We start from the raw sequence: 26034 nt of genomic DNA on the forward strand, positions 1-26034 counted from the left end.
GGGGTGGATAAATATTGCCGTGGCATTATACAGAGCGTAACCGATTGCATCTACACTTTTTTGCAAAAAAACCTTGCGATCCCCGGTAAGCGGGTTACTATCGACTGAATAACCTGCTGATTTAGAATTTGATCCCGCTCACATGTTATCCTCTCAGACTTCCGCCATTTTTACCGTAAGCCGCCTTAATCAGACGGTTCGTCTGCTGTTGGAACAAGAGATGGGACAGGTCTGGATCAGCGGCGAAATTTCGAATTTCTCCCAGCCCGCGTCAGGCCACTGGTATTTCACCCTGAAAGATGACGCCGCCCAGGTGCGCTGTGCGATGTTTCGCAACAGCAACCGCCGGGTAACTTTCCGCCCGCAACACGGGCAGCAGGTGCTGGTGCGCGCCAATATCACCCTCTACGAGCCGCGCGGCGATTACCAGATTATCGTCGAGAGCATGCAGCCCGCGGGTGAAGGTCTGCTCCAGCAAAAATTCGAACAGCTAAAAGCCACGCTTTCGGCAGAAGGTTTGTTCGACCAGCAGTTTAAAAAACCGCTTCCCTCCCCTGCCCGCTGCGTCGGGGTGATCACCTCGAAAACCGGCGCTGCGCTGCATGATATTCTCCACGTGCTCAAACGCCGCGATCCGTCACTCCCGGTCATTATTTATCCGACCGCCGTACAGGGTGACGATGCGCCAGGGCAAATCGTGCGCGCCATCGAACTGGCGAACATGCGTAACGAGTGTGACGTGCTGATTGTCGGACGCGGCGGCGGTTCACTGGAAGATTTATGGAGCTTCAATGATGAACGGGTGGCGCGGGCAATCTTCGCCAGTCGCATTCCGGTAGTGAGCGCCGTCGGACACGAAACGGACGTGACGATTGCCGATTTTGTCGGCGATCTGCGCGCGCCGACCCCTTCAGCAGCCGCTGAAATGGTCAGCCGCAACCAGCAGGAGCTGGTGCGCCAGCTTCAGTCTGCCCAGCAGCGCCTTGGCATGGCGATGGACTATTTTCTCGCAAACCGCAGCCGTCGCTTTACACAGTTGCATCATCGTCTGCAACAGCAGCATCCGCAGCTGCGACTGGCGCGTCAGCAGTCGGCGCTGGAACGATTACAACAGCGGATGAATATCGCGATTGACAGCCAGCTTAAGCGTTCCAGCCAGCAGCAATTCCGCTTATTACAGCGCCTCAATCACCAAAATCCTCAGCCGCGCATTCACCGGGCGCAAAGCCGTGTTCAGCAACTGGAATATCGTCTGGCGGATACAATACGCGCGCGCCTGAGCCTAACGCGTGAACGCTTCGGCAATGCGGTCACTCATCTGGAAGCCGTCAGTCCGCTCTCCACTCTGGCACGCGGCTACAGCGTGACCAGCAGCGCCGACGGCAATGTGCTGAAACACACTAAACAGGTGAAGGCTGGCGATCTGCTGACCACCCGGGTCACCGATGGCTGGGTGGAAAGCGAGGTGAAAGCCGTCAAAACGGTAAAAAAATCCCGCCAGCGTAAAAGCGTTTAATTTTCACACTATACTGCTGTTATTCCTTATTTATTCGGCCTTGCCAGAATTCAGGAGAACAGCATGCCCCACTTTTACAGCGTCATCCCGCCTTATATCCTGCGTCGCATTATCGAAACAGGTTCTGAACCGCAGCAGCGGTGCGCACGACAAACGCTGAGCCACGTGCAGACCCTGATGGCGCATATGCCGGGCAAGCCCGCCGCGCCGCACGTCAGTCAGGCTGGCCAACTGGAACGCGACATTTACGATGCGAAGCAGACCCAGGAACTACCCGGCACGCAGGTCCGTTATGAGGGGCATCCTTCGAATGGCGACGTGGCGGTAGATGAAGCCTATGATTATCTCGGCATAACCCATGACTTTTTCTGGAAAAACTGGCAGCGCGACTCGTTGGATAACAAAGGGTTAATTCTCACCGGCACGGTTCATTACGGACGCGAGTACCAGAACGCCTTCTGGAACGGGCAGCAGATGGTGTTTGGCGACGGCGATGGCGAGATTTTTAACCGTTTCACGATTGCCATTGACGTGGTGGCGCACGAACTGGCGCATGGGATCACGGAATCCGAAGCCGGACTGATCTACTTTGAGCAGGCGGGCGCGCTCAATGAATCGCTATCTGACGTGTTTGGCGCGCTGGTAAAGCAATACCATCTGGGGCAAACCGCGGAGCAGGCCGACTGGCTCATCGGCGAAGGGCTGCTGGCGGAAGGTATCAACGGCAAGGGATTACGCTCAATGTCGGCACCGGGTACCGCCTATGACGATCCGCTGCTTGGCAAAGATCCACAGCCCGGTCATATGCGCGATTTTATCAAAACGCGTGAGGACAACGGCGGCGTGCACCTTAATTCCGGCATTCCTAACCGGGCGTTTTACCTCGCCGCAACGGCGCTCGGCGGTTACGCATGGGAGAAGGCTGGCTATGCCTGGTACGATACAGTGTGCGATCGCCAACTGGCGCAGGATGCCGACTTCATTGATTTCGCGCGTTTAACCATTCATCACGGCGAAAAACGTAGCGGTAAAGAAACGGCGCAGGCCATTGAGGACGCCTGGAAAGCCACAGGAGTGATGTAATGGATATCCCTGAACTCACCGATGACGCCGTTGTGGAACTGGCACGCGAAGGCGGCGTCGCGTTTATCCCGAAGCTGAGTCAACAGCGCAAAATTGCCCTTTCCACCTTGTCTGAGGCCCAGCGTCAGCGCGTTGCCGACATCCTGCGGCAAAGCCTGTCCGTCGGCACGCCGCCGGGTCAGGCGGATTCGCCGGGGCGAGGCGATCAGCGCTATTTTCGTATTCAGATCGTCTGGACCCGGCACGATCAGGCGGGATACGCCGATATCATCGTGCTGGTGCCGGAAAATGACGCGCCCGCTTCGCTCGTTGAGCTTTGGCAAAAAGGAGAGGATTGCGTGTGCGATTAAGTTCGCGTCAGGGCAAACTCAACGCGTTTTTTTGAAATCAGGCCATGGCCATTCTGGCAAAAGTAATCCACCGCGCCACAGGCTTTTAAGATCTGTAGCGGCTTATGGCAGTCCGGGCACAGCGCCGCAAGGGCATAATCGACATTGCACGTCGCACAATGCGCAGTCTCACCGTTACGTTCCAGCGGATTTTGGCAGTCTGGACAACGAAGTTCCATAGCAGTCTCCCTATCTGGATGTGTGCCCTCTCCTGAGAGAGGGCTTAAGTGATTACTTACTTTTCTTGATATGTTTAATCAGGCGCTTACGCTTGCGCATCTGCGTCGGGGTCAGCGTATTACGCTTATTCGCATACGGGTTTTCCCCTTCTTTGAACTGGATACGAATCGGTGTCCCCATCACTTCCAGCGACTTACGGAAGTAGTTCATCAGATAACGCTTGTAAGAGTCCGGCAGGTCTTTAACCTGGTTGCCGTGAATCACCACGATTGGCGGGTTGTAACCACCGGCGTGGGCGTATTTCAGCTTCACGCGGCGGCCACGCACCAACGGCGGCTGGTGATCTTCCACCGCCATCGTCATGATGCGGGTTAGCATCGCGGTGCTGACGCGACGGGTGGAGCTGTCATAGGCCTCACGTACGGATTCAAACAGGTTGCCGACCCCGCTGCCGTGTAGTGCGGAGATAAAGTGTACGCGGGCAAAGTCGATAAAGCCCAGACGGAAGTCCAGCGTCTCTTTCACCTGCTCTTTCACTTCCTGCGTCAGGCCATCCCACTTGTTCACCACAATAACAAGTGAGCGCCCACTATTAAGGATGAACCCCAGCAGCGACAGGTCCTGATCGGAAATCCCTTCGCGGGCATCAATCACCAGCAGCACCACGTTAGCGTCTTCTATCGCCTGCAGCGTCTTGATTACCGAGAACTTTTCCACCGCGTCGGTAATCTTGCCGCGCTTACGCACCCCTGCGGTATCAATCAGCACATATTCACGCTCGTCACGCTGCATGGGAATATAAATGCTGTCGCGCGTGGTGCCGGGCATGTCGTAGACTACCACGCGGTCCTCACCCAGAATGCGGTTAGTAAGCGTAGACTTACCCACGTTCGGTCGTCCGACTATCGCCAGCTTGATCGGCAGATCCTGCGGGTTAAAATCATCTGCCGGCTCTTCTTCCCCGTTCTCGTCGGCGTCATACTGCGCCCAGTATTCGGCGTCTTCATCCACCTCTTCCTGCGGCGCGACATCGTCCATCCACGGCAGCAGAACGTGCTCCAGCAGGCTGAGAACGCCACGACCATGAGACGCGGCGATCGGGTGAATTTCCCCCAGCCCCAGGGAGTAGAAATCCACAACCGCCTGGTCCGGATCGAGGCCGTCGGTTTTGTTGGCGACGAGGAAGGTCGGTTTTTCACGGGAACGCAGATGCTGAGCGATGGCTTCGTCAGCAGGCATCAGGCCCGCGCGGGCGTCCACCATAAACAGTACAACGTCCGCTTCTTCAATCGCCAGCAGGGACTGTTCCGCCATACGGGTTTCTACACCGTCTTCCGTCCCGTCAATACCGCCAGTATCAATACAGATAAACTCGCGACCATCAATTTCCGCACGACCGTACTTACGGTCACGAGTCAGACCCGGGAAATCCGCAACCAGCGCATCCCGGGTACGGGTTAGACGGTTAAATAACGTGGATTTTCCGACGTTAGGGCGCCCGACAAGCGCGACCACAGGTACCATGTTTAAAGCCTCATTTTATAAATCATCAGACAACAGACGCGATTTTTGCGCCGTTGTTAAAAACAGGAAAACGGCCCCTGCACCAGGAGCCGTTTTTTAACGCGCACGACCGGAACGATTAACGTGTAATCGCGTACACGGTACCGTCTTTCGCCTGGATCAGCAGTTTGCCGTCGGCAGACACCGGTTCGGTCTGGAAGCCGGAGCTGTCAACTTCCTGCTGTGCCACAAAGCGGCCATCTTCAACGTTGAGCCAGTGCAGGTAACCTTCGCTGTCGCCCACCACCAGATTGCCATTGTACAGCACCGGAGAGGTCAGCAGACGGTGCAGCAGATCGCTCTGTGTCCACAGGGTTACGCCGCCGTCGGTGGTCAACGCCAGTATGCGGTCATTCTGATCCACCAGATAAATACGGTTGCCGTCAACGATGAAATCGTTCACTGACCCCAGTTCACGTTTCCACATGATCTGACCGCTGCGCAGATCCAGCGCCGTCAGGTTACCATTATACGCCAGCGCATAGACGATACCGTCAACGATAACTGGCGTGGTATCGACATCGCTGAGACGGTCGATTTCTGTAGAGCCCGTCGCCTGAGAAATACGCTGCTGCCAAATCATCTGGCCCTGCTGCATCAGCACGGCGCTTACGCGACCGTTATCGCCGCCGACAATCGCCGCGCCGAAGGCCGTCGCTGGCGCAGACTCGCCGCGCAGAGACAGAGAAGGCATATCAAGGTTGACGGTCCACTTGATCGCGCCATCCGCTTCGTTCAGCGCCTGCAGCTGGCCGTTACTGGTATGAATCAGCACCAGGCCGTCGCTGACCACCGGACGCGACAGCGCTTCGCCCGCGACTTTGGTCTGCCACGCAACGGTACCGTCCGCGGTGTTCAGGGCATATACCTGGGCTTTTTCACTGCCCAGGTAAACATGACCGCCAGACACCGTCACGCCGCCAGACAGCAGCGCAGGCGCGCGGGAGAACCAGCCATCTTTCTCGTTGAGGTTAACCGACCAGATCTCTTTGCCGTCGTCGGCATTTAACGCTTTCACCACGCCCGCACGATCGGCGGCGTAAACCACGTTATCTGCCAGCGCAGGATGGAGGTTGGAATAGAAATCACCGATCCCGTTGCCCACAGAGGTGCTCCAGACGGTAGACGGGGTAAACTGGTTCTCAACCACCGGTAATGGGGACATTTTAACAACGTCTTCTTCGCCGCTAAACAGTGAACAGCCGCTCAACAGGGTAACGGACAGCAGTCCTGGCAGAAGTAATTTACGCAATTGCATCGGGTCCCTCTCAGATGGACAAATTATTGATTTTCATCTGCAACATTTCGCTCAGTGCCGGGGAGGCTTTGCTGTTTACGCCTGCTTCCCATGCACTACGCGCACCTTTCTTGTCGCCTTTGCTCAGCAACGCTTCGCCACGCAGATCGGCAACAATCGCCGCCCAGCCTTCACCTTTTACGGTGTCGAGGGTTTGCAGCGCAGTGTCAGCCTGTTTAAGCTGTACCTGAACGCGAGCCAGACGCAGTGAGATAACCGCTTTAAGATTTTCGTCACTGGTGGCCGCCAGTCCCTGCTGTAGCTGGGACACGGCTTTATCAAGTTGATTCTGGTCGACAAACTGTTGCGCCAGCTCCATCGACGCTAACGCGCCGTAGGTGTTTTTATTCTCAGCAGCAAATTTTTCCGCCGCAGACAGGTTTTCTGCGTTATCCGCGCTGAGCGAGCTCACGACGGTCTGATAAGCCTGAGAAGCAGAGCGTGCGGATTCAGTCTGGTGACTGGTCCAGTAGCGCCAGCCAATCAGCGCGCCAACCCCTAAAATCACCCCAACCGCCAGGGCTTTGCCGTTTTCGGCAAAGAAGCGTTTAATCGCGTCAACCTGGTCGTTTTCGTTCTCGTAAATTTCCACGCAGTCCTTCTCCTTAAGCCATTAACGTGCGCAAATGCGTTGCAACGCTATCCTGTGCAACCGCCGTTTGCTCACCGGAGCGCAAATCTTTCACAACGACAGTACCGGCAGCCACTTCGGACTCGCCAAGCACCAGCGCAATGCGGGCGCCCCACTTATCAGCGCGGGCAAACTGTTTCTTAAAGTTGCCGCCGCCGTGGTTTGTCATCAGCTTCACGCCCGGGAGGTCATCCCGTAAACGTTCCGCCAGCGTCATTGCCGCAGACTGCGTATCCGCGCCTGAAGCCACCAGGTATATATCGACAACAGGATCGGCAGTAAATTCCGGATTCACCGCCTGAACAAGTAAAACAAGGCGCTCAAGCCCCATTGCGAAGCCCACCGCCGGGGTCGCCCGGCCACCAAGCTGTTCCACCAGTCCGTCATAGCGGCCGCCAGCGCAAACGGTGCCCTGGGAACCCAGGCTGCTGGTCACCCATTCAAAAACGGTACGGTTGTAGTAGTCAAGGCCGCGAACCAGACGCTGATTAACGGTATAGCCAATGCCCGCGGCTTCCAGCAGTTTACACAGGCCGGCAAAATGTTCGCGGGAATCGTCGTCGAGATAGTCGCCAAGCTGCGGCGCATCGTTAAGCAGCGCCTGTACGTCCGGATTTTTGGAGTCCAGAACGCGCAGCGGGTTGCTGTACATACGACGTTTGCAGTCTTCGTCAAGCTTCTCAACGTGCTGTTCCAGGAAGGCGACCAGCGCATCGCGATAACTGGCGCGCGCCGCCAGAGAACCAATAGAGTTCAGCTCCAGGTTAACGTGCCCGGCGATCCCCAGCGCACGCCACCAGCGTGCTGTCAGCATGATCAGCTCAGCGTCAATGTCCGGCCCCTGCAGGCCAAAGGCTTCGACGCCCAACTGGTGGAACTGGCGATAGCGCCCTTTCTGCGGACGCTCGTGGCGAAACATTGGTCCGATGTACCACAGACGTTGTTCCTGATTGTACAGAAGACCATGCTCGATGCCGGCGCGTACACAGCCTGCCGTTCCTTCAGGACGCAGGGTCAGGCTATCGCCATTGCGGTCCTCGAAGGTATACATCTCTTTTTCAACGACGTCAGTAACTTCACCAATCGCGCGTTTGAATAACGGGGTCTGCTCTACAATCGGCAGGCGGATTTCACTGTAACCGTAGCTACCGAGCACGTTTTTGAGTGTGCCTTCAATGCGCTGCCAGATGGCGGTTTCGCCAGGCAGATAATCGTTCATGCCGCGAATGGCTTGAATGTTTTTTGCCACGTTTATTCTCTTTCTGAATATAAAAATGAACCCTCAGCGCTTTCCCGAACGAGACGGGAGCCATGCGGGTTCAATCATACACGGGAAGCTACGCGCTTCCCATCACGTTATTATTTTTCAACCTGCTGCACGTTGATGCGCTGCGCTTCGTCGAGCATTGTCGCTTTGGCGCGAATGCGGGCTTCAAGCTGGTCAATCATGTCGTTATTATCCAGACGATCTTTACGAACGCCATCTTCATAGAGACCACTTTTCTTGTTGCCGCCCGTCACGCCCAGCGTGGAGACCAGCGCTTCACCCGGCCCGTTGACCACACAGCCAATGATAGAAACGTCCATCGGGGTGATGATATCTTCCAGCCGCTGCTCCAGCGCGTTCACCGTACCGATCACGTCGAACTCCTGGCGCGAACAGGTCGGGCAGGCAATAAAATTGATGCCGCGTGAGCGAATACGCAGTGATTTGAGAATATCAAAACCGACTTTGATCTCTTCCACCGGATCGGCTGCCAGCGAGACGCGCAGGGTGTCGCCGATCCCTTCAGACAGCAGCAGCCCGAGGCCGATCGCGGATTTCACCGCGCCGCTGCGTGCGCCGCCGGCTTCGGTGATGCCTAAGTGCAGCGGCTGAGCGATCTGACGCGCTAACAGGCGATAAGACTCAACGGCGAGGAAGACATCGGAGGCTTTCACGCTGACTTTAAACTGATCGAAATTGAGACGATCGAGATGATCGACATGGCGCATTGCCGATTCCAGCAGCGCCTGCGGCGTCGGTTCGCCATATTTTTCCTGCAGATCTTTTTCCAGCGACCCGGCGTTAACACCGATGCGGATCGGGATATTTTTGTCGCGCGCGCAATCCACCACCATGCGGATACGCTCTTCATTACCGATATTGCCAGGGTTGATACGCAGACAGTCCACACCATATTCCGCCACTTTCAGCGCGATACGGTAGTCAAAGTGAATGTCGGCCACCAGCGGAACAGAAACCTGCTGTTTGATGAGCTTAAAGGCTTCTGCGGCATCCATGGTGGGGACGGAGACGCGAACAATATCTGCGCCAACGCGTTCCAGCGCTTTTATCTGGTTAACCGTCGCTTCCACGTCCGTGGTCCGCGTATTGGTCATCGACTGTACGGCGATGGGGGCGCCATCGCCAATCGGCACATTCCCAACGTAAATACGCGTTGATTTTCTACGTTGAATTGGAGCCTGGTTATGCATGAAAAATCTCCCGCGTTACCCGTCTGTTACTGCGCCGGTGATTGTTCGGCATTGAGGGTCAGACGCGCAACCTGGTTAGTTCTGATAAAACGGCTCAGATCGACAGGTTTTCCTTGATACTGGATCTGCACCGCCGCCGGAGCGCCAATTTTAAGCTTATAAGGCGCCTGCCCGGTTAGGTTTAAATTGCCATCTTTACGCTGCATACCGCTGAACAGCTTTTTGCCGGTCGCATCGGTCACTTCCAGCCAGCAGTCGGCGGTGAAGTTCATCACCAGCGCGTTTGGGTCGACAGCAGGTGCCGCCGTGCCTGCCGGATCGGTTGGCAGCGTTGCTGTACCGTCCGTCGCGGACTGTGGCGCAGGGGTGGCCGGAGACGTCGTGGCGGTATCCACGTTAGCCTGAGAAGGCGACACAACGGCGTTCTGCTGCGGGTCAACCGCTGGCGCCGTTGTGGTTGGCGCTGGCGTTTGCGCGGTTTCCGCCGGACCGGTCGACGCAGGAGTATTATCCTGACTTGCTGCGGCGCTGGTATCCAGCGGCACGCTCTGCGTCGTTGCGCCATTTGCGTTCAGCTCAGCAGCGGACTGATCGGCCATCGTCGTGATCTCCTCCTGCTGCGCCTTATGGTTTTGCCACCACCAGGCGCCCGTCAGGCCGACGACCACAAACAGCACCAGCCAGGTAAACGTCATCAACCAGCCGTCGCGCTTTTTGCGCCGTTTACCTAATGAGAAGCTCTGCATCGGCGCCACTTTCGCCGCACGGACAGGCGCCTGTTTTTCCAGGCCAGGCAGCAGCTCTTCTTCAGGGATATGCACCAGACGCGCATAGGAGCGGATGTACCCGCGCAGGAAGGTCGAAGCAAGATCGGCCGGGGCCTTATCTTCTTCGATATCACGTACGGTAGACACCTTCAGGCAAAGTCGCTCAGCGACAGCCTGCTGGCTGAGTCCGAGTTGTTCACGGGCATTACGCAGACGAACGCCAGTGGATTGTGCTTCATGTTGGTCGTGAGTGGCTTCAGTATTCATTCGCTACAGCTGCTGGTGTAAATTTGGATTCAGGCGCCGGCGAGTCACAATGCCCACCCACACCGCGAAACATCTGGTCAGTTAACCTTAGTCAGACAGTATAAGCCTGTCAGGTCACTCTTAACAAAAACAGCTCAAGCCAGAGGGCTAAACTATTGTTGCACCGTACATACTGCCTTAAAGTCGACAAAAACGCACCGTTATTATTGACCAGACGAGTACAAGCGCGGCCCTCATTCAAATAACATTGCGTCACTGCACATAAAACGGGCAGTGACGCAATATTTATCAGATCGCTTTCACGTCGATAGCCTCGCCCTGCATACGTTTACGCAGGGTACGCTTGGTCCGATCGATAACATCCCCGGCCAGTTGACCGCAGGCGGCGTCGATATCATCGCCGCGGGTTTTACGCACAATGGTGGTAAACCCGTAACCCATAAGCACTTTCGAGAAACGATCGATGCGGCTATTGGAGCTGCGGCCATACGGCGCGCCCGGGAACGGGTTCCAGGGGATCAGGTTGATCTTACATGGCGTATCTTTCAGCAACTCCGCCAACTGATGCGCGTGCTCGGTTCCGTCATTGACGTGATCGAGCATGACATATTCGATGGTCACGCGCCCCTGGTTAGCGTTGGATTTCTCCAGATAGCGGCGCACCGCGGCGAGGAACGTTTCGATATTGTATTTCTTGTTGATAGGGACAATTTCGTCTCGAATTTCATTGTTCGGCGCGTGCAACGAGATCGCCAGCGCGACATCGATCATGTCGCCTAATTTGTCCAGCGCAGGCACGACGCCGGAAGTGGACAACGTGACGCGACGTTTGGACAAGCCAAAGCCAAAATCATCCAGCATGATTTCCATCGCCGGAACCACGTTGGTCAGGTTGAGCAACGGTTCGCCCATCCCCATCATCACCACGTTAGTGATCGGACGCTGGCCGGTGACTTTCGCCGCGCCAACGATTTTCGCCGCACGCCACACCTGGCCGATGATTTCAGAAACGCGCAGGTTACGGTTAAATCCCTGCTGGGCCGTTGAGCAGAATTTACATTCCAGCGCACAGCCTACCTGAGAAGAGACGCACAGCGTGGCGCGGTCGTCTTCCGGGATGTATACCGTTTCAACGCGCTGATCGCCGACGGCAATCGCCCATTTGATGGTGCCGTCGGAGGAGCGCTGTTCTTCAACCACTTCCGGCGCGCGGATTTCCGCCACCTCTTTCAGCTTACCGCGCAGAACTTTGTTGATGTCGGTCATCTCATCAAAGTTGTCGCAGCAATAGTGATACATCCACTTCATCACCTGATCGGCGCGGAAGGGTTTTTCACCTAACTCTTTAAAAAACTCCCGCATCTGCTGGCGGTTGAGATCCAACAGGTTGATTTTTCCATCTTTATTGGGAACTACCGGGGTGATGCTTTCAGGCGTGACAATGTGTTCAGACATATTCTATTCCGGCCTCGTTATTACACGTTATGGCCCCTGGAGGGTTGAAAAAGAAGCGCCCCGGTGAGCGGTGCTCGTCCTGGGGCGCTGCATTGTACAAATTCTGGCGCAAGGATGCCACGTCTGCACGCGGCATTTACGAAATTATTAACGAGTACGCGGGCACACCTCGCCTTCTCCGAAGAAGAAGGCGATTTCGCGTTTCGCGGATTCGAGGGAGTCGGAACCGTGGGTGCCGTTTTCGGTGAAGCTGTCCGCATAGTCCGCGCGAAGGGTACCCGCCAGAGCGTTTGCCGGGTTGGTTGCGCCCAGCAGATCGCGATGACGCTGCACCGCGTTTTCGCTTTCCAGAACAGAGACCACGATCGGGCCAGAGGTCATAAACTCCACCAGACCGTCAAAGAACGGCTTACCGTCGTGCTCAGCATAAAAACCGCGAGCCTGTTCTACGGTCAGGTGCAGCATTTTTGTGCCGACAATTTTAAACCCTGCTGCTTCAAAGCGCGCAAAGATATTACCAATAACGTTTTTTGCCACCGCGTTTGGCTTGATGATGGAAAAAGTACGTTCAATCGCCATTATTAACCTCTGATAAGTGTTCTGTTGTTGTTTACCTGGCGCGGATTATAAAGAGCATCCTGACTGTTGCCTATGGATAAAGGTAACATTTTTTTAAAATAAGATGAGTATTAGCAACAACACGCATGCGTTCGCGGCGGATGGCCTGACAAACGGCGCAGACGACTACAGTAAGGAAAATCTCACCGTCGCAATTTGTCCTGCGCCATCCATCACCAACAGTTGATATTCTCGGTTTTCCACGAGCCGCAACGTGATCGCAGATCCTCGTTCGCTTAACGGTTCGCCATTAAGGAACCACCAGCGTTCGCCGCTTCCACCGCTGCTCTGAATCGCGACGCTCGCCTCAAGACTACCCGGTAAACGCTTCACTATCGCCCCGTCACGTATGCCGGAAAGCTGAAGCGGTAAAAGGGCGTCCTGTCCCAGCGGCGGGCACTGTACGGAGGGCGGCGGCAGCCTTGCAGCACGACGCTCCGGGGTCGGTAACCACGGCTCCAGCGGCAGCGGCCAGACGATCAGCGTCCGCTCGCGCGCCTGCGGACAGTCGGCAGCAACGCGTTTTCCCGCGCCGTCCAGCCAGACAGGAAAACGAATACCGCTCACGCCTTCTTGCTCAGGCAACAGCAGCGTCGGCGGCTGTGCGCCCTCCAGCAGCCAGCTCGCCAGACGACGGCGACAGTTGGCGTCGCCATCCGCAAGAGATTGTCCGCCAGGCCAGCAAACCGTCCCTCGCGTCACTGACGAAGGGCGCGGATCTTCCGGCAGCGATGCGCCACGGGCCAGCAGCAAGTTGTTTACCTGATTCAACAGCGGAATGGCGCTGGCGAATCCAAATTGTCCGGCGACGGGCGTTCCATCCGGTCTGCCGGTCCAGATGCCGATCACATAGCGAGCGTTCAGGCCAATCGCCCACGCGTCGCGATAGCCGTAGCTGGTGCCGGTTTTCCAGGCCAGCGGCGCGACGCGGGGTAGCGCGCTGTCCGGTAACGGCTGCGCTTCATCCGCCATGATTCTCCGGATGATCCATGCCGCGCCCGGCGAAAGCAATGGGCGCTCAATCAGCGGCTCGTCCGGTTGCAGGCGCAGCTTTCCCGCCTTACCGTGGCGGGCAAACGCGCTATACGCCGCCGCCATCTCCTCAAGCCGCGCGCCTGCGCCCCCCAGAATCAGCGACAGATTCGGCGCGGCGCCCGCAGGCAGATACAGCGGCAATCCGGCGTTGCGCAGTTTCGCCGCAAAACGTTTTGGTCCGTAGGCTTCCAGCACCTGCACCGCTGGCAGGTTCAGCGATCTGACCAGCGCCTCACTCATGCTGACGGGGCCGTGGAAGCCGCTGTCAAAATTGCCAGGCCGATAATCCCCGGTACGACGTGGCACATCCTGTAATAAAGACGCCGGATGAATTAACCCATCATCCAGCGCAAGGCCGTAGACAAAGGGCTTTAACACCGATCCGGGTGAACGGATCGCATTTACCATATCCACATGACCGAATCGCGTGTCGTCATTCAAATCTGCCGAGCCGACCCAGCCACGCACACTCATGTCGGTATGGTCGACCACGATCATCGCCAGGGAACTGCGCGCCGGAAGCCTTCCCTTCCAGTTGTTCGCCAGCTCTTCCAGTTGCCTTTGCAACCCGGCATCCAGGGTGGTGACGATTTTGTCGCGCTGGCTTTTGCCCAACATCATGCGCGAAAACAACGGCGCTAACTGCGGCATTTGTCTCGGCGCAAGCCAGACAGGCTCTTCACGCGACTCCTGCACCTGCTTTGGCGACCACACGCCCTGGGTCGCCATTCGCGCAAGCACTTTATTTCGCGCGGCTTCTGCCCGTTCCGGCCACCGGTCGGGACGCAGACGGCTCGGCGCCTGAGGCAGCACCGCCAGTAAAGCCGCTTCGGAATAACTCAACTGCGTCGGAGGCTTACCCAGGTAAGCCCAACTGGCCGCGCCGACGCCCTGCAAAGTCCCGCCAAACGGCGCACGATTGAGGTACAGGGTCAGGATGTCACGCTTAGAGAGGTGCCATTCAAGCTGAAAAGCGCGCCAGAGTTGACGAAACTTGCCGCCGAAGGTTCGCGGATGCGGGTCGAGGAGTCGGGCAACCTGCATGGTTAAGGTGCTGCCGCCGGAAATCACGCGTCCGGCGCTCAGATCCTGCCACGCCGCGCGAAGCACAGAGAACGGATTGACCCCCGGGTGCGTCCAGAACCAGCGATCTTCGTAATTGATGAGCGCCTCAAGGTAGCGGGGGGAGACCTCTTCAACGGTAACCGGATAACGCCAGATCCCTTCCGCGTCGGCGAATCGCCATAACGGCGTACCGTCATGCGCCACAACGACACGGGCCGGATTCACTTCGCGCAGGGGTAAGGGCCAGATTTTATCAGCCGCCAGAACGGCGGCGACCAGAAGGACAGACGCAACTGCCAGCCAGAGCCAGCAGTTGCGTTTGCGACACAATCGGATCATTTACGGCTTAACAATCAGCAGATTGTCAGCCGCGCCGATCGCCCGCCATTGTGGTACATACATTGACTCCACCAGCGGCGTCGGCACCTGGTACGTTCCCGGCGTCACCGCGCGCGCCAGATACACCAGCGTGACGGGCTGCCCTTCATTGATCGCCACGGCGGCGACAAAGCGATCATCGCGGAACTCCATGTGCTGAATGTCCGCCTGTTGCATCTGGTTAATCAGGTTCTGCACTTCGCTGCCGCTTTCCTGCAGGCTGGCGCTGCCATTGGACAGGTTCTGGTTTTCCAGTTCCAGACCGGCTGGCAACAGATCCACCACCAGCGCATCGGGCACGTTCTGGCTGGCCTTCACTTCCAGCCAGACCAGCACCAGTTCGCCACTGCGTAGCGAATCCAACGCTTTGCTTTGTCCATCAGTGCCCAGAATATGGCGCTCAATGTGCAAAACATTGCTGGCTGGCGCTGGCGCGGTTTGCGGGTAGCCGCTGACATCCAGGCGCAGCCACATTGGCTGTGTGCCGCTGTTGGTCACCTGCAGCGCGGCAAGTTGATCGGCATCGAAATTGCGGGTTTGCGCGCGATCGCCCGCCAACGGCTGCGTCTCAAGCGACGTCTGCGCCTGCCAGGTTCCCGGCAGATCCTGAAGAGTGCGCGCCGCAAGGAACAACGCGTTATTCTCCTGCGTTGACAGCCAGCGTTGACCAAATGCCTGTTCAGAGAGGGTGTTCAGCAAGCTGTTCTGCGCTTCCGGCTTCAGCTTGTTTTCTTCCAGCAGCGACAGCATCAGCGCGTTATCGCGAAGCGGGCTGCCGTAATCCGCCATCCACTGACGATCGCTGTCGCGCGGCGTCGTCAACGCCAGGCTAATCGCCTCGTCGCTACGCTTCGCATCCCCCATATTTTTCAGGGCAATCCCCAGTTGCAGCAGCGGTAAACCGGACGCCGCCTGACCGCGACGCTCCCAGATTTCACGCAGCGCGCCGAGCGGCGCTTTCTGCTGACGCGCCAGCACCAGCGCGGCATAGGCCTGCACGGCAAACTTACTCGCCCGGGTGTCATCGGCGTAGCGAATCGACATCATGCCCGGATCCTGAAGATAGCGCAGCAGACGCGCGTTCCCCTGGTTAATGCTTTCCGCCGGGACGCTGTAGCCCTGCTCGCCCGCCCGGACAAGAAAGTCCATCGCGTACGCGGTCAGCCAGTATTCTTCCGGACCGTTTTTATCCCACAGCGCAAAGCCGCCGTTATCACGCTGCATCTGCAGCAGACGTGAAATGCCGGTTTCTATCGCCGCACGGCGCTTTTCATCGCTGTCGCCAGCAATGCCCAACGCCTTAAGCTGCGCAGCGTTAGTATAAAGCGACGGGAACAGGCCGCTGGTGGTTTGTTCCAGGCAGCCATACGGATAGGCTTTCAGTTCGCGGATATAACGCGCCAGATTCAGCGGCGGTTTACCGCTGAACAGCAGTTGTCCCTGGGTGGTGACTGGCGAGAAATTGGCCAGTACATCGGCAGGCGCCGACCAGCTTTCGCCTGATTGCAGCATAATGCCGTGATGGGTTGTTTGCGCCGGGAATGCCGGACGAACGCCTATCTTCCACTGTTTTTGCTGCGCCCCCACCGCTTCGCCCGGCAGCGTCAGGCCAGTGAGCGTAGCCTGCAGCTCGCCATCGCCAAAGCCCTCTTTTGCGCGCACCGGAATAAACAGCGTGGTACGCACACCCGGCGCAAGATTGACTGGCGCAGGCTGCTCGCTGATCAACTCAATCAGACCGCGGGTCGTCAGCCCCACGTTTAGGGTCTGCGGCTGGTCCATAAGGTTAGTGATATCCAGCACCAGACGCGACGTGTCGCCGCTGGCCATAAAGCGCGGCATATTCAGTTCAGCGATAACCGGCGCCGCCACAACGGTTTTGCTTTCGCTACTGCCGAAGTCTTCCGCGGTCCACGCTTGCGCCATAACCCGAAGTTCACCGTTGAAATCGCCAATCGGCAACGTCACGATGCCTTCGCCCTGTTCGTTTAGCGTAACTGGCTGCGCCTGTTGGGCGACAATATTGACATGGTTAACCGGGGGTTTACCCCCGCGTTTTAGCTCATCGCCATCGCCACCAAAGCGCAACGCCGCCAGACGTCCCTGACCTTCAATGACCTGACCATAAATATCGTAGATATCCGCGCCATAGCGTTTTTGACCGAAGAACGCCTGCCACGGATCCGGCGTGACGTAATCGGTAATATTCAGCACGCCGCTGTCCACAGCGGATACCAGCACATTTACCTGTTTCGGCGCGGCGCCGTTTTTGGCGCTGGCTTTAATTTTCACCGTCAACGGCTGGTTCGGCCGCATTTTCGCCGGGCTCTCCAGCGTCAGCGCCAGGCGACGATTTTCATCGCCTAACGGCAGATGCAGCAAGCCTACGGCACGTTTTGGCGTCGCCGAACGCGATTTATCCCCAGGACGCACCACCAGCGTGCTCAGATAAAGATCGTGGCGATTCCAGTCTTTATCTACCGGAATTGACAGATCCAATCCAGCCGCCGGTACGTCAATTTCTTGCCACCACACCGGGCCTTCGCTGGATTCCACCATCGCATAACCTTTGCCTGCCGCCGGCGCGGCAATATGCAGCCTGATGGTGTCGCCCGGACGATAAGCGGGCTTATCGAGCTTCAACGTCACGCGATCCGGACGTACCGCCCCGCTGCCGTCGCTGTTGTCCTGCCAGCTATAGCCCGCCCAAAAGCGAACGCTGCTGACAGCATCGTTGGGCGCTTTGACTTCCAGTCGGTAAGCGCCCCATTCCACCGGAAACGACACTTTACCGGTTTCATCGGCGCCGAGATCCAACGTCTGTTCGCCTTCGACCAGATCTTTTTGATCGAAGCGCGATTCCCAGCCCTCGCTTTCCGACCAGTTCCAGTAGTAATCACGGCGTTCACGGATCAACCGCACCTGCAATCCGGATACCGCTTTTTTCACGCCCTGAGCATCGGTATAAACAATATCAAACGCGGCGTTGCTGTCTTCGTCGACAACAGGCTGATTGACGGTGGTGTCGGTGCGATAGTCATACACTGCTTTTACCGCAAACTGCGGACGGATACCCGGCAGCGTGTCGGCTGGCCAAATCGCCTGCTCCGCACGGCGTGTGACCGGGCGACCACCGGACTCCAGCAGGCTGGCCTGCAAGACCACCTGTAACGGCGAATGGGCGTCACGCCACCGGCTGTCAGTACTGACCTCGCCGCGCCCTTGCGCATCCAGCGTTAACTGCACTTCGTCCAGGCTACGTGAAAGGTTCTCCTCCGCGATGTTGCCAAACTGGAAGCCCGGCAACGCCGGAACGGCTTCACGCAATGGTCGGAGGAACAGCTGGCCTTGCAGAGCATTACCATTTGCGGGCGCGCCATACAGATAATAGCCGGTAACCGAGAAATTGACCTTGTCCGCAGGCGCTAATGGCGTTTTCTGCCCACTGAGGTTCAGCGCCATTCGTTCCGGCATAAAATCTTCCACGTGGAAGTCCCACATCCGGCTCTGGTTATCGCCCGTGTTCGCGCGGATATGCCACATGCCGGTCGGCGCGCCGCTGTCCAGCGGGTAGGTAAAGCGGTACAAGCCATTTTCAGCCTGACTCACCACGCTGCGGATCACCTGGCCGTCCGGTTTGACCACCTCGAGCTTAACCGGCTGATCGGGCAGCGACTTGCCGTCGCTGTCGCGCAGCAGTCCATTGAGGATCACCGTTTCGCCCGGACGATAGAGATCGCGCGGGCCGAACATAAAGAATTGCTTGCTGTAGCCTGGCGCGCCTGCGATATCGAACTCGGCCAGGTCCAGCGCCGGCAGTTTGAGATCCAACAGGGTGGTTTGACCGTCTTTCCGCGCTAAGAGCAACGCGGCATTTTTCGTGTTCTCCAGTTGCAGATGGCCTTTCCCGTCGCTGGTGGCCTGCGCCAGCGTCTGGCCTTTCTCATCCAGCAGAGAGACATTGACGCCCTGCTGCGCCGCGCCGTTTTCCAGACTTTGGGTAAAAACATCCAGACGGCTCTGGTAGCGATGCGCCGAGACGCCAATGTCGCTTAAGGTAAACAGCGTCGCGGCATTGCTGTATTCATACTTACCGGCTTTCGCCATGACCGCGACATAAACGCCGGTCTGCTGCAGCGGTTTAATCTCGCTGAGCGGTAAGAGAAGTTTTTCGCGGGTGTTGCGTGCCGGATTCAGGTCGAAACGGCCAGAATAGACTAAATCGGCCATTTTCAGCAGCGTGTCGGACTCCCAGTTCGAAAGGGAATTGCGATACTCCCACTGGCTGACGAACGCCGCCAGCGATTCCGGCTTCACGCGGAAAAAGTTTACGTCTACGTTGTTCACATTCAACGCCATGACCGGCAGGCCTTCCACCACCTTTCCTGGCAGCAGCGACCCACGACTGGCAAAGCCGACGCTGGGCTGCACGTCACGGGTGGTGAGCGCTTTTTCGTACGTAATGTCGAAGGTCGCGTTGTTCAGCGCTTTAAGATCCCGTTCAACCGTGACCACCAGAGAACGATTAGGCTCCAGATGGCGTAAACGCAGCTCTTTCAGATTGGGCGAAAGCTCCCAGGCGCCATCGACTTTGCCGCTTTTCTTATCCACCACATGCACGGTGCGGGCGAAATCCTGTTCGGGATCGAGCGGAATGGAAAAAGTCAGCACCAGCGTGGCGGCGCCATCGAGCTGCACTTCTGATGCGTCCAACAGCGTTAAGGCTTTGCCTTCGCTTTGCTGGGCCAGCTTTTGCAACTGCGCCGGATCTTTCTGGACAGGCGGTGTGGCCTTTGTTTGCGTCGCTGGCGTATCGCTTTTGGCGACAGTTGTGGTTTTGTCGTTGTTGTCGCACCCAGCCAGCGCCAGCATCAAAATGCAGGCGGCTACGCGTATGTGTTTCATTTTTCATCCCTGGCCGACATGGCCCGTTAGCAACGTAGGACAGACATTATGCGTGAGATTTATCGTTGTGTAAGTCTGTATCCGCTCTGCGCTGTCTGAATTTTTTTTAGAAGTGTGGCGCTACCGGACAATTCGGGCGCTTTTACTTGCCCGTTATCCCTAAACGTCCGAGAATTCTTCTTTTCTGTGACGCAAAAATGGAGATGCTTATGTCCACTTCCTGGTTTGTCGCCGCCGACTGGCTTGCTGAGCATATTAACGATCCGCATATTCACGTTATCGACGCCCGAATGGCGCCGCCGGGACAGGAAGACCGCGACGTTGCACAAGAGTTCCGCGCCGGACATATTCCTGGCGCCGTGTTTTTCGATATCGAAGCGCTTTCCGACCACACCTCTCCTCTGCCCCATATGATGCCGCGCCCGGAAGCCTTTGCCGTCGCCATGCGCGAACTCGGCATACATCAGGATAAGCATCTGGTTGTTTATGACGAAGGAAATCTGTTTTCCGCGCCACGCGCGTGGTGGATGCTGCGGACGTTTGGCGTGGAGAACGTGTCGATCCTGGGCGGCGGGCTGGCGGGCTGGCAGCGCGCTGCGCTGCCACTGGAAGAAGGCGACGTGACGCTGCCGGAAGGCGAATTTGACGCCGCGTTTACCCCCGGAGCCGTGGTGCGTGTTACTGACGTGCTGTTAGCCAGCCACGAAAAAACGGCGCAAATCGTCGACGCCCGTCCGGCTGCGCGTTTTAATGCAGAAGTGGATGAGCCGCGTCCCGGCCTGCGACGTGGCCACGTCCCCGGCGCGTTAAACGTGCCGTGGACCGAGCTGGTTCAGGACGGTGAATTAAAAACGACTGACGAACTGGACGCCATTTTCTTTCGCCACGGGGTCAGTCTGGATCGGCCCATTATTGCCAGCTGCGGTTCCGGCGTGACGGCTGCCGTGGTGGTGCTGGCGCTGGCCACCCTGGGGGTTCCGGACGTTGCGCTGTATGACGGCGCATGGAGTGAATGGGGCGCGCGTGATGATTTACCGGTGGAGCCTGAACCGTCTGAATAAATTCCGACAGGACTTGCTTATCCCCCAATAACCGTTCAACCGCGCCTTTTTTGTGCTGGTTCGGTTCGCGGCCTTCCCGGCACGCTATGTTCAAAAATTTCAACGTTCAGAACAAGTAAGCCAGGCAGCCGTCCTACGGGGCGGCTTTCCTGTGATCAGAGAATCCGTTTTTGCTTAAAGTCACGCAGGAATCCGCCCCAGCGACGTTCGTAGAACGGTGCGATATGCTCGGTAATAAAGTGGCTGATGCCCTTTTCGCCTTTCACGACCTGACAGATATCAATTGGCTCATCGCCCGGTAAGGTGTCGGTCGCCACGCTGCCCGCCGCCTGAATAATGTCCTCAATATCGCCGTCAGCCTCAATGCCTATCAACAGGTTAGATTCAGCATCGGCACTTTCTTTAATGGAACACAGAAACGCCCGCTTCACCGGCTTGATGGTTTTAAACAGCGTGGTGAGCGAATCGATCATCTGGGCTGGCGGTTCAGCGACGTCAGAAAGGATCAATGATTCCCCTCCCTCCAGCACCTCCTGCGAACTCAGAGGATTGCCCTCTTCACCCATTAACAGGCTGATTTCACGCGGCATAAACTCTTTGCCGGTCGGCAGTTTGGCGTTAAGGAACAGCGTCTCGCCCAGGGTCATTTCAAACAGAGTGCGCACGGGCATCACCACAAACGCCTGTTCTTCCTCCACTGCCTGCTGTAGCGCGTCCAGAGAAGTAAAGAACGGAATAACGGAGGTGCCGTCCTCTTTTTCCCAGTGCTGAAGATCCAGCGCAGAGTCTTCGACGATCGCCTCGCCTTCGGCAGCGGTGCCGGGCACCCAGACGGTCGACTCCAGCAAGGTGCGGAAAAAGGCCGGACGGTGCGCGGGTTCTGTCGCCGCTTTCTCCAGCAGAATTTCTAATTCGTTTTTCGTTTCGGACATAGGCATCACACATCGTATTAAAAATGATTGCAGGCCTGACGCAACGTGTCGCGTCAGGCAAAATGCCGGGAGGCGCTTCGCTTGCCCGGCCTATAAAGCGGATTTTAGGCGGTCAGCAGATTCGCAATCGTGCGCACGCCCAGGCCAGTCGCCCCGGCGGACCACTGCTCAACTGGCGCTTTGCGGTAGGTGGCCGAACAGTCAATATGCAGCCAGCCCTGCTGGTAATTTTCGACAAAGTGCGACAGAAACCCCGCCGCCGTGCTCGCACCGGCCGGATACGCCGCGCTGCCAGTATTATTCAGCTCGGCAAAATTCGAGGGCAGTTGGTTACGGTGGAACTCCGCCAGCGGCAGACGCCAGAACGGCTCGTTTTCCGCCGCCGCGCTAGCCAGCAGGCGGTTCGCCAACCGATCGTCAAAGCTGAACAGCGCATGATAGTCATTACCCAGCGCCGTTTTTGCCGCGCCGGTCAGAGTGGCGGCGTCGATGATCAGCTCTGGTTTCTGCGCGCAGGCGTCAATCAGTCCATCCGCCAGTACCAGACGGCCTTCCGCATCGGTGTTCATCACTTCCACGTTTTTACCGTTACGATAGCGAATAATATCGCCCAGCTTAAACGCATTGCCGCTGATCAGATTATCGGCACAGCAAAGGAACAGCTTCACGCGCTTGTTCAGACCGCGGGTAATGGCAAACGCCAGCGCGCCGGTCACCGTTGCCGCGCCGCCCATATCGGATTTCATCGAATCCATAAAAGCGCTCTGTTTGATGCTGTAACCGCCGGAATCGAAGGTGATGCCTTTACCCACCAGACAGGCATAAACCGGCGCATCTTTATTCCCGGTCGGGTTGTAGTCGAGCGCCAACAGCACTGGCGGACGCTCAGAGCCGCGGCCAACGGTATGCAACCCCATGTAATTCTGCTCGCGCAGGTCTTCGCCTTTCGTAATACGGTAAGAAACATGATCGCACGCTACGCTGCACAGCAGGTCAACGGCGCGCTGCGCCAGTTGCTCCGGCCCCAGTTCTTCCGCCGGGGCGTTGATGGTGTCGCGCACCCAGTCGACGATCGTCAAACGGTTGTCCAGCTCCTGGCGCTGTGCGTCGTCGAGTTGCGGCCACTCGACCTTACGGCTGCCTTTCGGCCCTTTGTAGCCCTGCCAGAAGGCCCAACTGCGATCGGCGTCCCATCCGTCACCGGCAAGCTGGACATGCTTAATACCCAGTCCGTCAATTTTACGCGCGGCGCGCTGAATCAGGCCCAGGTCGTCTTTACCGTTGAGGTGCAGGGTAATCCCGTCGCTATTAATACTGTATGTGGCTTTTTCACCCCAGCGCGCGTCGGCAGGCTGAGTGGAAAGCGTGATTTTCATGGCTTCTGTCATTGTTATTTTTCCTTAACTTCGCGCATACAGGAAAACGGGCTACCCGTAGGCAGCCCGTTGTCTTATTCGGCTTCGTCCAGCCAGACCAGCAGAATGGCCTCAAGGATCTTTTCGTTCGATGCCTGCGGGTCATCGTCGAATTCTTCCAGGTCGCAGATCCACTGATGCAGATCGGTGAAACGAACGGTTTTTGGATCGAGATCGGGGAAGGCGTCGTACAGCGCTTCGCCAATTTCACGGCTGTCTGTCCACTTAAGTCCCATACTACCCTCTGTTAATGCTCGCGCGCATGGTTGATTGTGTAACGTGGGATTTCGACCACTAAATCATCTTCGGTGACGCGCGCCTGGCAGCTTAAGCGACTCTCCGGCTCCAGCCCCCAGGCTTTATCCAGCATGTCGTCTTCTTCTTCCGTGCTTTCCGGCAGGGAATCAAAACCTTCACGCACGATGCAGTGGCAGGTGGTACAGGCGCAGGATTTTTCGCAGGCGTGTTCAATCTCGATGCCGTTACGCAGGGCAACGTCAAGAATGGTTTCACCGGTCTTCGCTTCCAGAACTGCGCCATCCGGACAGAGGTCCTGATGAGGCAGAATAACAATCTTTGGCATATTAAACCTCGTCCACGGAATGGCCTTTCAGCGCGCGACGAACCGACTGGTCCATGCGGCGAGCGGCGAATTCCTGGGTTTGTTTGTCTACGTTTTTAATGGCTTGTTCGATAGCGTCAACGTCATCGCCCTGCGCCGCCTCGCTCAGGCGCGCGGCGGCCTCGTCGATAACCTGACGTTCTGCGGCGCTGAGCAGCGCGGCATCCGCAACGAGCGCGCCGGTTAAACTTTCCAGTACGCGCGCCGCTTCGACTTTCTGCTCGGCCAGCATACGCGCTTTCACGTCCTGCTCGGCAAAGCTCATCGAATCCTGAATCATTGACGCGATTTCGCTGTCGGTCAGACCATAGGACGGTTTGACCTGAATAGAGGCCTCAACGCCGGTCGATTTTTCCATTGCGGTGACGCTCAGCAGGCCATCAGCGTCCACCTGGAAGGTAACGCGAATATGCGCCCCACCCGCTGGCAACGCCGGGATCCCGCGCAGCGCAAAGCGCGCCAGCGAACGGCAGTCCTGCACCAGTTCACGCTCGCCCTGCATGACGTGGATCGACATGGCGGTTTGACCGTCTTTAAACGTGGTGAAGTCCTGCGCGCGCGCCACCGGAATCGTGGTATTACGCGGGATCACTTTTTCCACCAGGCCGCCCATCGTCTCGAGGCCCAGCGACAGTGGAATCACGTCCAGCAGCAGCATTTCGCTGTCCGGCTTGTTGCCCACCAGGATATCCGCCTGAATGGCGGCGCCAATGGCGACCACTTTATCCGGATCGATCGCGGTCAGCGGCGTTCGGCCAAAGAATTCGCCAACGCGCTCACGCACCAACGGCACGCGCGTAGAACCGCCCACCATCACCACTTCCAGAACTTCCTGCGGCTCAACGCCCGCGTCTTTCAGCGCGCGTCGGCAGGCCAGTAAGGTACGCTTAACCAGCGAGGAAATGAGTTCATTGAACTGGTCGCGGGTGATTTTCCCCTGCCAGCCCGCCACGTTAACGGTGACCGACTCCGCGTCACTGAGGGCGATTTTCGCGGCGATGGCCGCATCCAACAATTCACGCTGTACGCGGTTATCGCTGCGATCGGCAATCCCCGCCTGTTCACGAATGTAGTCTGCCAGCAGGTGGTCGAAATCGTCGCCGCCCAGCGCGGAGTCGCCGCCGGTTGCCAGCACTTCGAACACGCCGCGGCTCAGGCGCAGAATAGAAATATCAAAAGTGCCGCCGCCGAGATCGTAGACGGCAATCACCCCTTCTTTGCCGGAATCCAGACCGTAGGCAATCGCCGCGGCAGTCGGCTCGTTAAGCAGGCGCAGCACATGCAGCCCCGCCAGACGCGCAGCGTCTTTTGTCCCCTGACGCTGCGCGTCATCGAAGTAAGCCGGAACGGTAATCACCACGCCGTCCAGCTCGCCGGAAAGGGATTCGGTGGCACGCGCGGCCAGCGCTTTCAAAATGTCCGCGGACACCCGCACCGGATTCAGCAATCCCGCTGCGGTTTCGATCATCGGCAGGCCGTTAGCGCTGGCCTGAAAACGGTACGGCAGATGCGGATAACGCGTCTGGATATCCGCCAGCGAGCGGCCCATCATGCGCTTAACCGAACTGATGGTGTTGGCGGTGTCCAGCGCGGCGTTCTCGCGTGCGGTGTAGCCCACCGTGTGGCCCTGCTGCTGATAGTGAACCACCGACGGCAACAGATGACGACCGTCATGGTCAGCCAGCGTTTCGGCCTGACCGCTACGCACGATAGCGACCAGAGAGTTGGTGGTTCCAAGGTCAATGCCCGCCGCCAGACGACGCTGATGCGGCGCAGCACTCAGACCAGGCTCACTAATTTGTAATAAGGCCATAATTGCTTCCGAAAATTAAAAATCGAGCAGTTTTTCTTCGAGTTGTTCTGCACTGCTTCGCAGTTTATCGAGAAAACGCAGTTTACGCACGGTATCGGCCGCCGCGTCCCACGTCTCGTGATTAAGCTGTTCAACCATCTGCTGATGGCGGCTGTCGAACATGGACTGGACGCGCTTAATAAAGGCGTCGAGCCGCGCTTCGTCTTTCGCCTGTTCAATCTCGTCGAGCTCTTCGCGGAGTTCCAGTTGTTCCATGAGAAAAGCGGTGTCGCGCACCGTATGCTGCTCGCTGGCAAGGTCGAATCCGTGGAGTGAGAGCAGATATTCCGCACGCGTTAAGGGATGGCGTAGCGTTTGCCAGCCCTGGTTGATGGTGGCGGATTGCTGTACGGCGGCAAGCTGTTCAGCCTGGGTGCCACTGGCGAATTTATCAGGGTGATACTGACGTTGCAGATCCTGAAAACGCATCGTCAGGGCCTGGAGATCAAGTGGGTATTGCGCGGGTAATCCGAAGAGAGTGAAGTAATCCATAACTATCTCAGGGGTAGCCTGTCAGAACAAACC

The 26034-nt window shown here is 57.4% G+C and carries 21 protein-coding genes; 4 read left to right on the forward strand and 17 right to left on the reverse strand.

Translation table 11 applies throughout. The features are described 5' to 3' along the window. The first annotated feature begins 142 nt into the window (after positions 1-142). The 3 genes from xseA to OGY07_RS00825 all read left to right on the forward strand — a co-directional run bounded on the left by xseA (position 143) and on the right by OGY07_RS00825 (position 2949). The gene (gene xseA / locus OGY07_RS00815) at positions 143-1516 is read left to right on the forward strand and encodes an exodeoxyribonuclease VII large subunit (protein ID WP_286598100.1); all 1374 of its coding nucleotides are present in this window, start codon (positions 143-145) and stop codon (positions 1514-1516) included. Between the two features lie 63 nt (positions 1517-1579). After that, a complete protein-coding gene (locus OGY07_RS00820) occupies positions 1580-2599 on the forward strand; it encodes a M4 family metallopeptidase (RefSeq protein ID WP_286598102.1) in 1020 nt (339 codons plus the stop codon). Further along, positions 2599-2949: a protealysin inhibitor emfourin gene (locus OGY07_RS00825; protein WP_042291377.1), complete on the forward strand. Its 351-nt coding sequence runs from the start codon at positions 2599-2601 to the stop codon at positions 2947-2949. The genes OGY07_RS00820 and OGY07_RS00825 overlap by 1 nt, the downstream gene beginning before the upstream one ends. On the opposite strand, the gene OGY07_RS00830 is transcribed toward OGY07_RS00825, so the two are convergent. From OGY07_RS00830 to OGY07_RS00880, 11 genes are all read right to left on the reverse strand, one after another. After that, positions 2946-3167, reverse strand: coding sequence for a zinc ribbon domain-containing protein (locus tag OGY07_RS00830; RefSeq protein WP_042291379.1), 222 nt, complete (start codon positions 3165-3167; stop codon positions 2946-2948). The genes OGY07_RS00825 and OGY07_RS00830 overlap by 4 nt on opposite strands. Positions 3168-3219: 52 nt before the next feature. Next, positions 3220-4692 carry a ribosome biogenesis GTPase Der gene (gene der / locus OGY07_RS00835; RefSeq protein WP_060570505.1) on the reverse strand — a complete coding sequence of 491 codons (1473 nt, stop codon included), beginning with the start codon at positions 4690-4692 and terminating at the stop codon, positions 3220-3222. A 118-nt stretch (positions 4693-4810) separates the two neighbouring features. Further along, positions 4811-5989: an outer membrane protein assembly factor BamB gene (bamB, locus tag OGY07_RS00840; protein ID WP_042291385.1), complete on the reverse strand. Its 1179-nt coding sequence runs from the start codon at positions 5987-5989 to the stop codon at positions 4811-4813. A 10-nt stretch (positions 5990-5999) separates the two neighbouring features. Then, positions 6000-6620 carry a YfgM family protein gene (locus OGY07_RS00845; RefSeq protein WP_042291388.1) on the reverse strand — a complete coding sequence of 207 codons (621 nt, stop codon included), beginning with the start codon at positions 6618-6620 and terminating at the stop codon, positions 6000-6002. Between the two features lie 13 nt (positions 6621-6633). After that, positions 6634-7908 carry a histidine--tRNA ligase gene (gene hisS, locus OGY07_RS00850; RefSeq protein WP_042291391.1) on the reverse strand — a complete coding sequence of 425 codons (1275 nt, stop codon included), beginning with the start codon at positions 7906-7908 and terminating at the stop codon, positions 6634-6636. 110 nt (positions 7909-8018) lie between these two features. Then, entirely contained in the window at positions 8019-9137 is a 1119-nt protein-coding gene (gene ispG / locus OGY07_RS00855; protein WP_042291394.1) for a flavodoxin-dependent (E)-4-hydroxy-3-methylbut-2-enyl-diphosphate synthase, read from the reverse strand. A 26-nt stretch (positions 9138-9163) separates the two neighbouring features. Further along, on the reverse strand, positions 9164-10171 hold the full coding sequence (rodZ, locus tag OGY07_RS00860; protein WP_286598108.1) for a cytoskeleton protein RodZ: 1008 nt from the start codon (positions 10169-10171) through the stop codon (positions 9164-9166). Between the two features lie 288 nt (positions 10172-10459). Next, positions 10460-11626, reverse strand: a complete 1167-nt coding sequence (rlmN, locus tag OGY07_RS00865) for a dual-specificity RNA methyltransferase RlmN (RefSeq protein ID WP_286598110.1) — start codon at positions 11624-11626, stop codon at positions 10460-10462. 147 nt (positions 11627-11773) lie between these two features. After that, positions 11774-12205 (reverse strand): nucleoside-diphosphate kinase, encoded by a 432-nt coding sequence (ndk, locus tag OGY07_RS00870; protein WP_042291400.1) that lies wholly within the window; start codon positions 12203-12205, stop codon positions 11774-11776. Positions 12206-12370: 165 nt separating this feature from the next. After that, entirely contained in the window at positions 12371-14683 is a 2313-nt protein-coding gene (gene pbpC, locus OGY07_RS00875; RefSeq protein ID WP_042291403.1) for a peptidoglycan glycosyltransferase PbpC, read from the reverse strand. Continuing rightward, a complete protein-coding gene (locus OGY07_RS00880) occupies positions 14684-19627 on the reverse strand; it encodes an alpha-2-macroglobulin family protein (RefSeq protein ID WP_286598116.1) in 4944 nt (1647 codons plus the stop codon). It lies immediately after the preceding gene. Positions 19628-19836: 209 nt separating this feature from the next. Between OGY07_RS00880 and sseA the strand changes: the two genes are divergently transcribed. After that, the gene (gene sseA, locus OGY07_RS00885; RefSeq protein ID WP_060570498.1) at positions 19837-20688 is read left to right on the forward strand and encodes a 3-mercaptopyruvate sulfurtransferase; all 852 of its coding nucleotides are present in this window, start codon (positions 19837-19839) and stop codon (positions 20686-20688) included. A 155-nt stretch (positions 20689-20843) separates the two neighbouring features. Here sseA and sseB read toward each other — a convergent pair whose 3' ends face one another. The 6 genes from sseB to hscB all read right to left on the reverse strand — a co-directional run bounded on the left by sseB (position 20844) and on the right by hscB (position 26001). Beyond that, complete coding sequence (sseB, locus tag OGY07_RS00890) at positions 20844-21620, reverse strand: enhanced serine sensitivity protein SseB (protein WP_060570497.1); 777 nt, start codon at positions 21618-21620, stop codon at positions 20844-20846. 104 nt (positions 21621-21724) lie between these two features. Next, positions 21725-23008, reverse strand: coding sequence for an aminopeptidase PepB (gene pepB / locus OGY07_RS00895; protein WP_060570496.1), 1284 nt, complete (start codon positions 23006-23008; stop codon positions 21725-21727). Positions 23009-23070: 62 nt separating this feature from the next. Further along, complete coding sequence (iscX, locus tag OGY07_RS00900) at positions 23071-23271, reverse strand: Fe-S cluster assembly protein IscX (protein ID WP_003037694.1); 201 nt, start codon at positions 23269-23271, stop codon at positions 23071-23073. Positions 23272-23282: 11 nt separating this feature from the next. After that, the gene (gene fdx / locus OGY07_RS00905) at positions 23283-23618 is read right to left on the reverse strand and encodes an ISC system 2Fe-2S type ferredoxin (RefSeq protein ID WP_042291414.1); all 336 of its coding nucleotides are present in this window, start codon (positions 23616-23618) and stop codon (positions 23283-23285) included. Position 23619: 1 nt separating this feature from the next. Further along, the gene (gene hscA, locus OGY07_RS00910) at positions 23620-25470 is read right to left on the reverse strand and encodes a Fe-S protein assembly chaperone HscA (protein WP_286598125.1); all 1851 of its coding nucleotides are present in this window, start codon (positions 25468-25470) and stop codon (positions 23620-23622) included. A 15-nt stretch (positions 25471-25485) separates the two neighbouring features. After that, a complete protein-coding gene (gene hscB, locus OGY07_RS00915; protein WP_042291420.1) occupies positions 25486-26001 on the reverse strand; it encodes a co-chaperone HscB in 516 nt (171 codons plus the stop codon). Positions 26002-26034 lie beyond the last annotated feature (33 nt).

Source organism: Citrobacter sp. Cs237 (assembly GCF_030332325.1).
Taxonomy (GTDB): domain Bacteria; phylum Pseudomonadota; class Gammaproteobacteria; order Enterobacterales; family Enterobacteriaceae; genus Citrobacter_A; species Citrobacter_A sedlakii.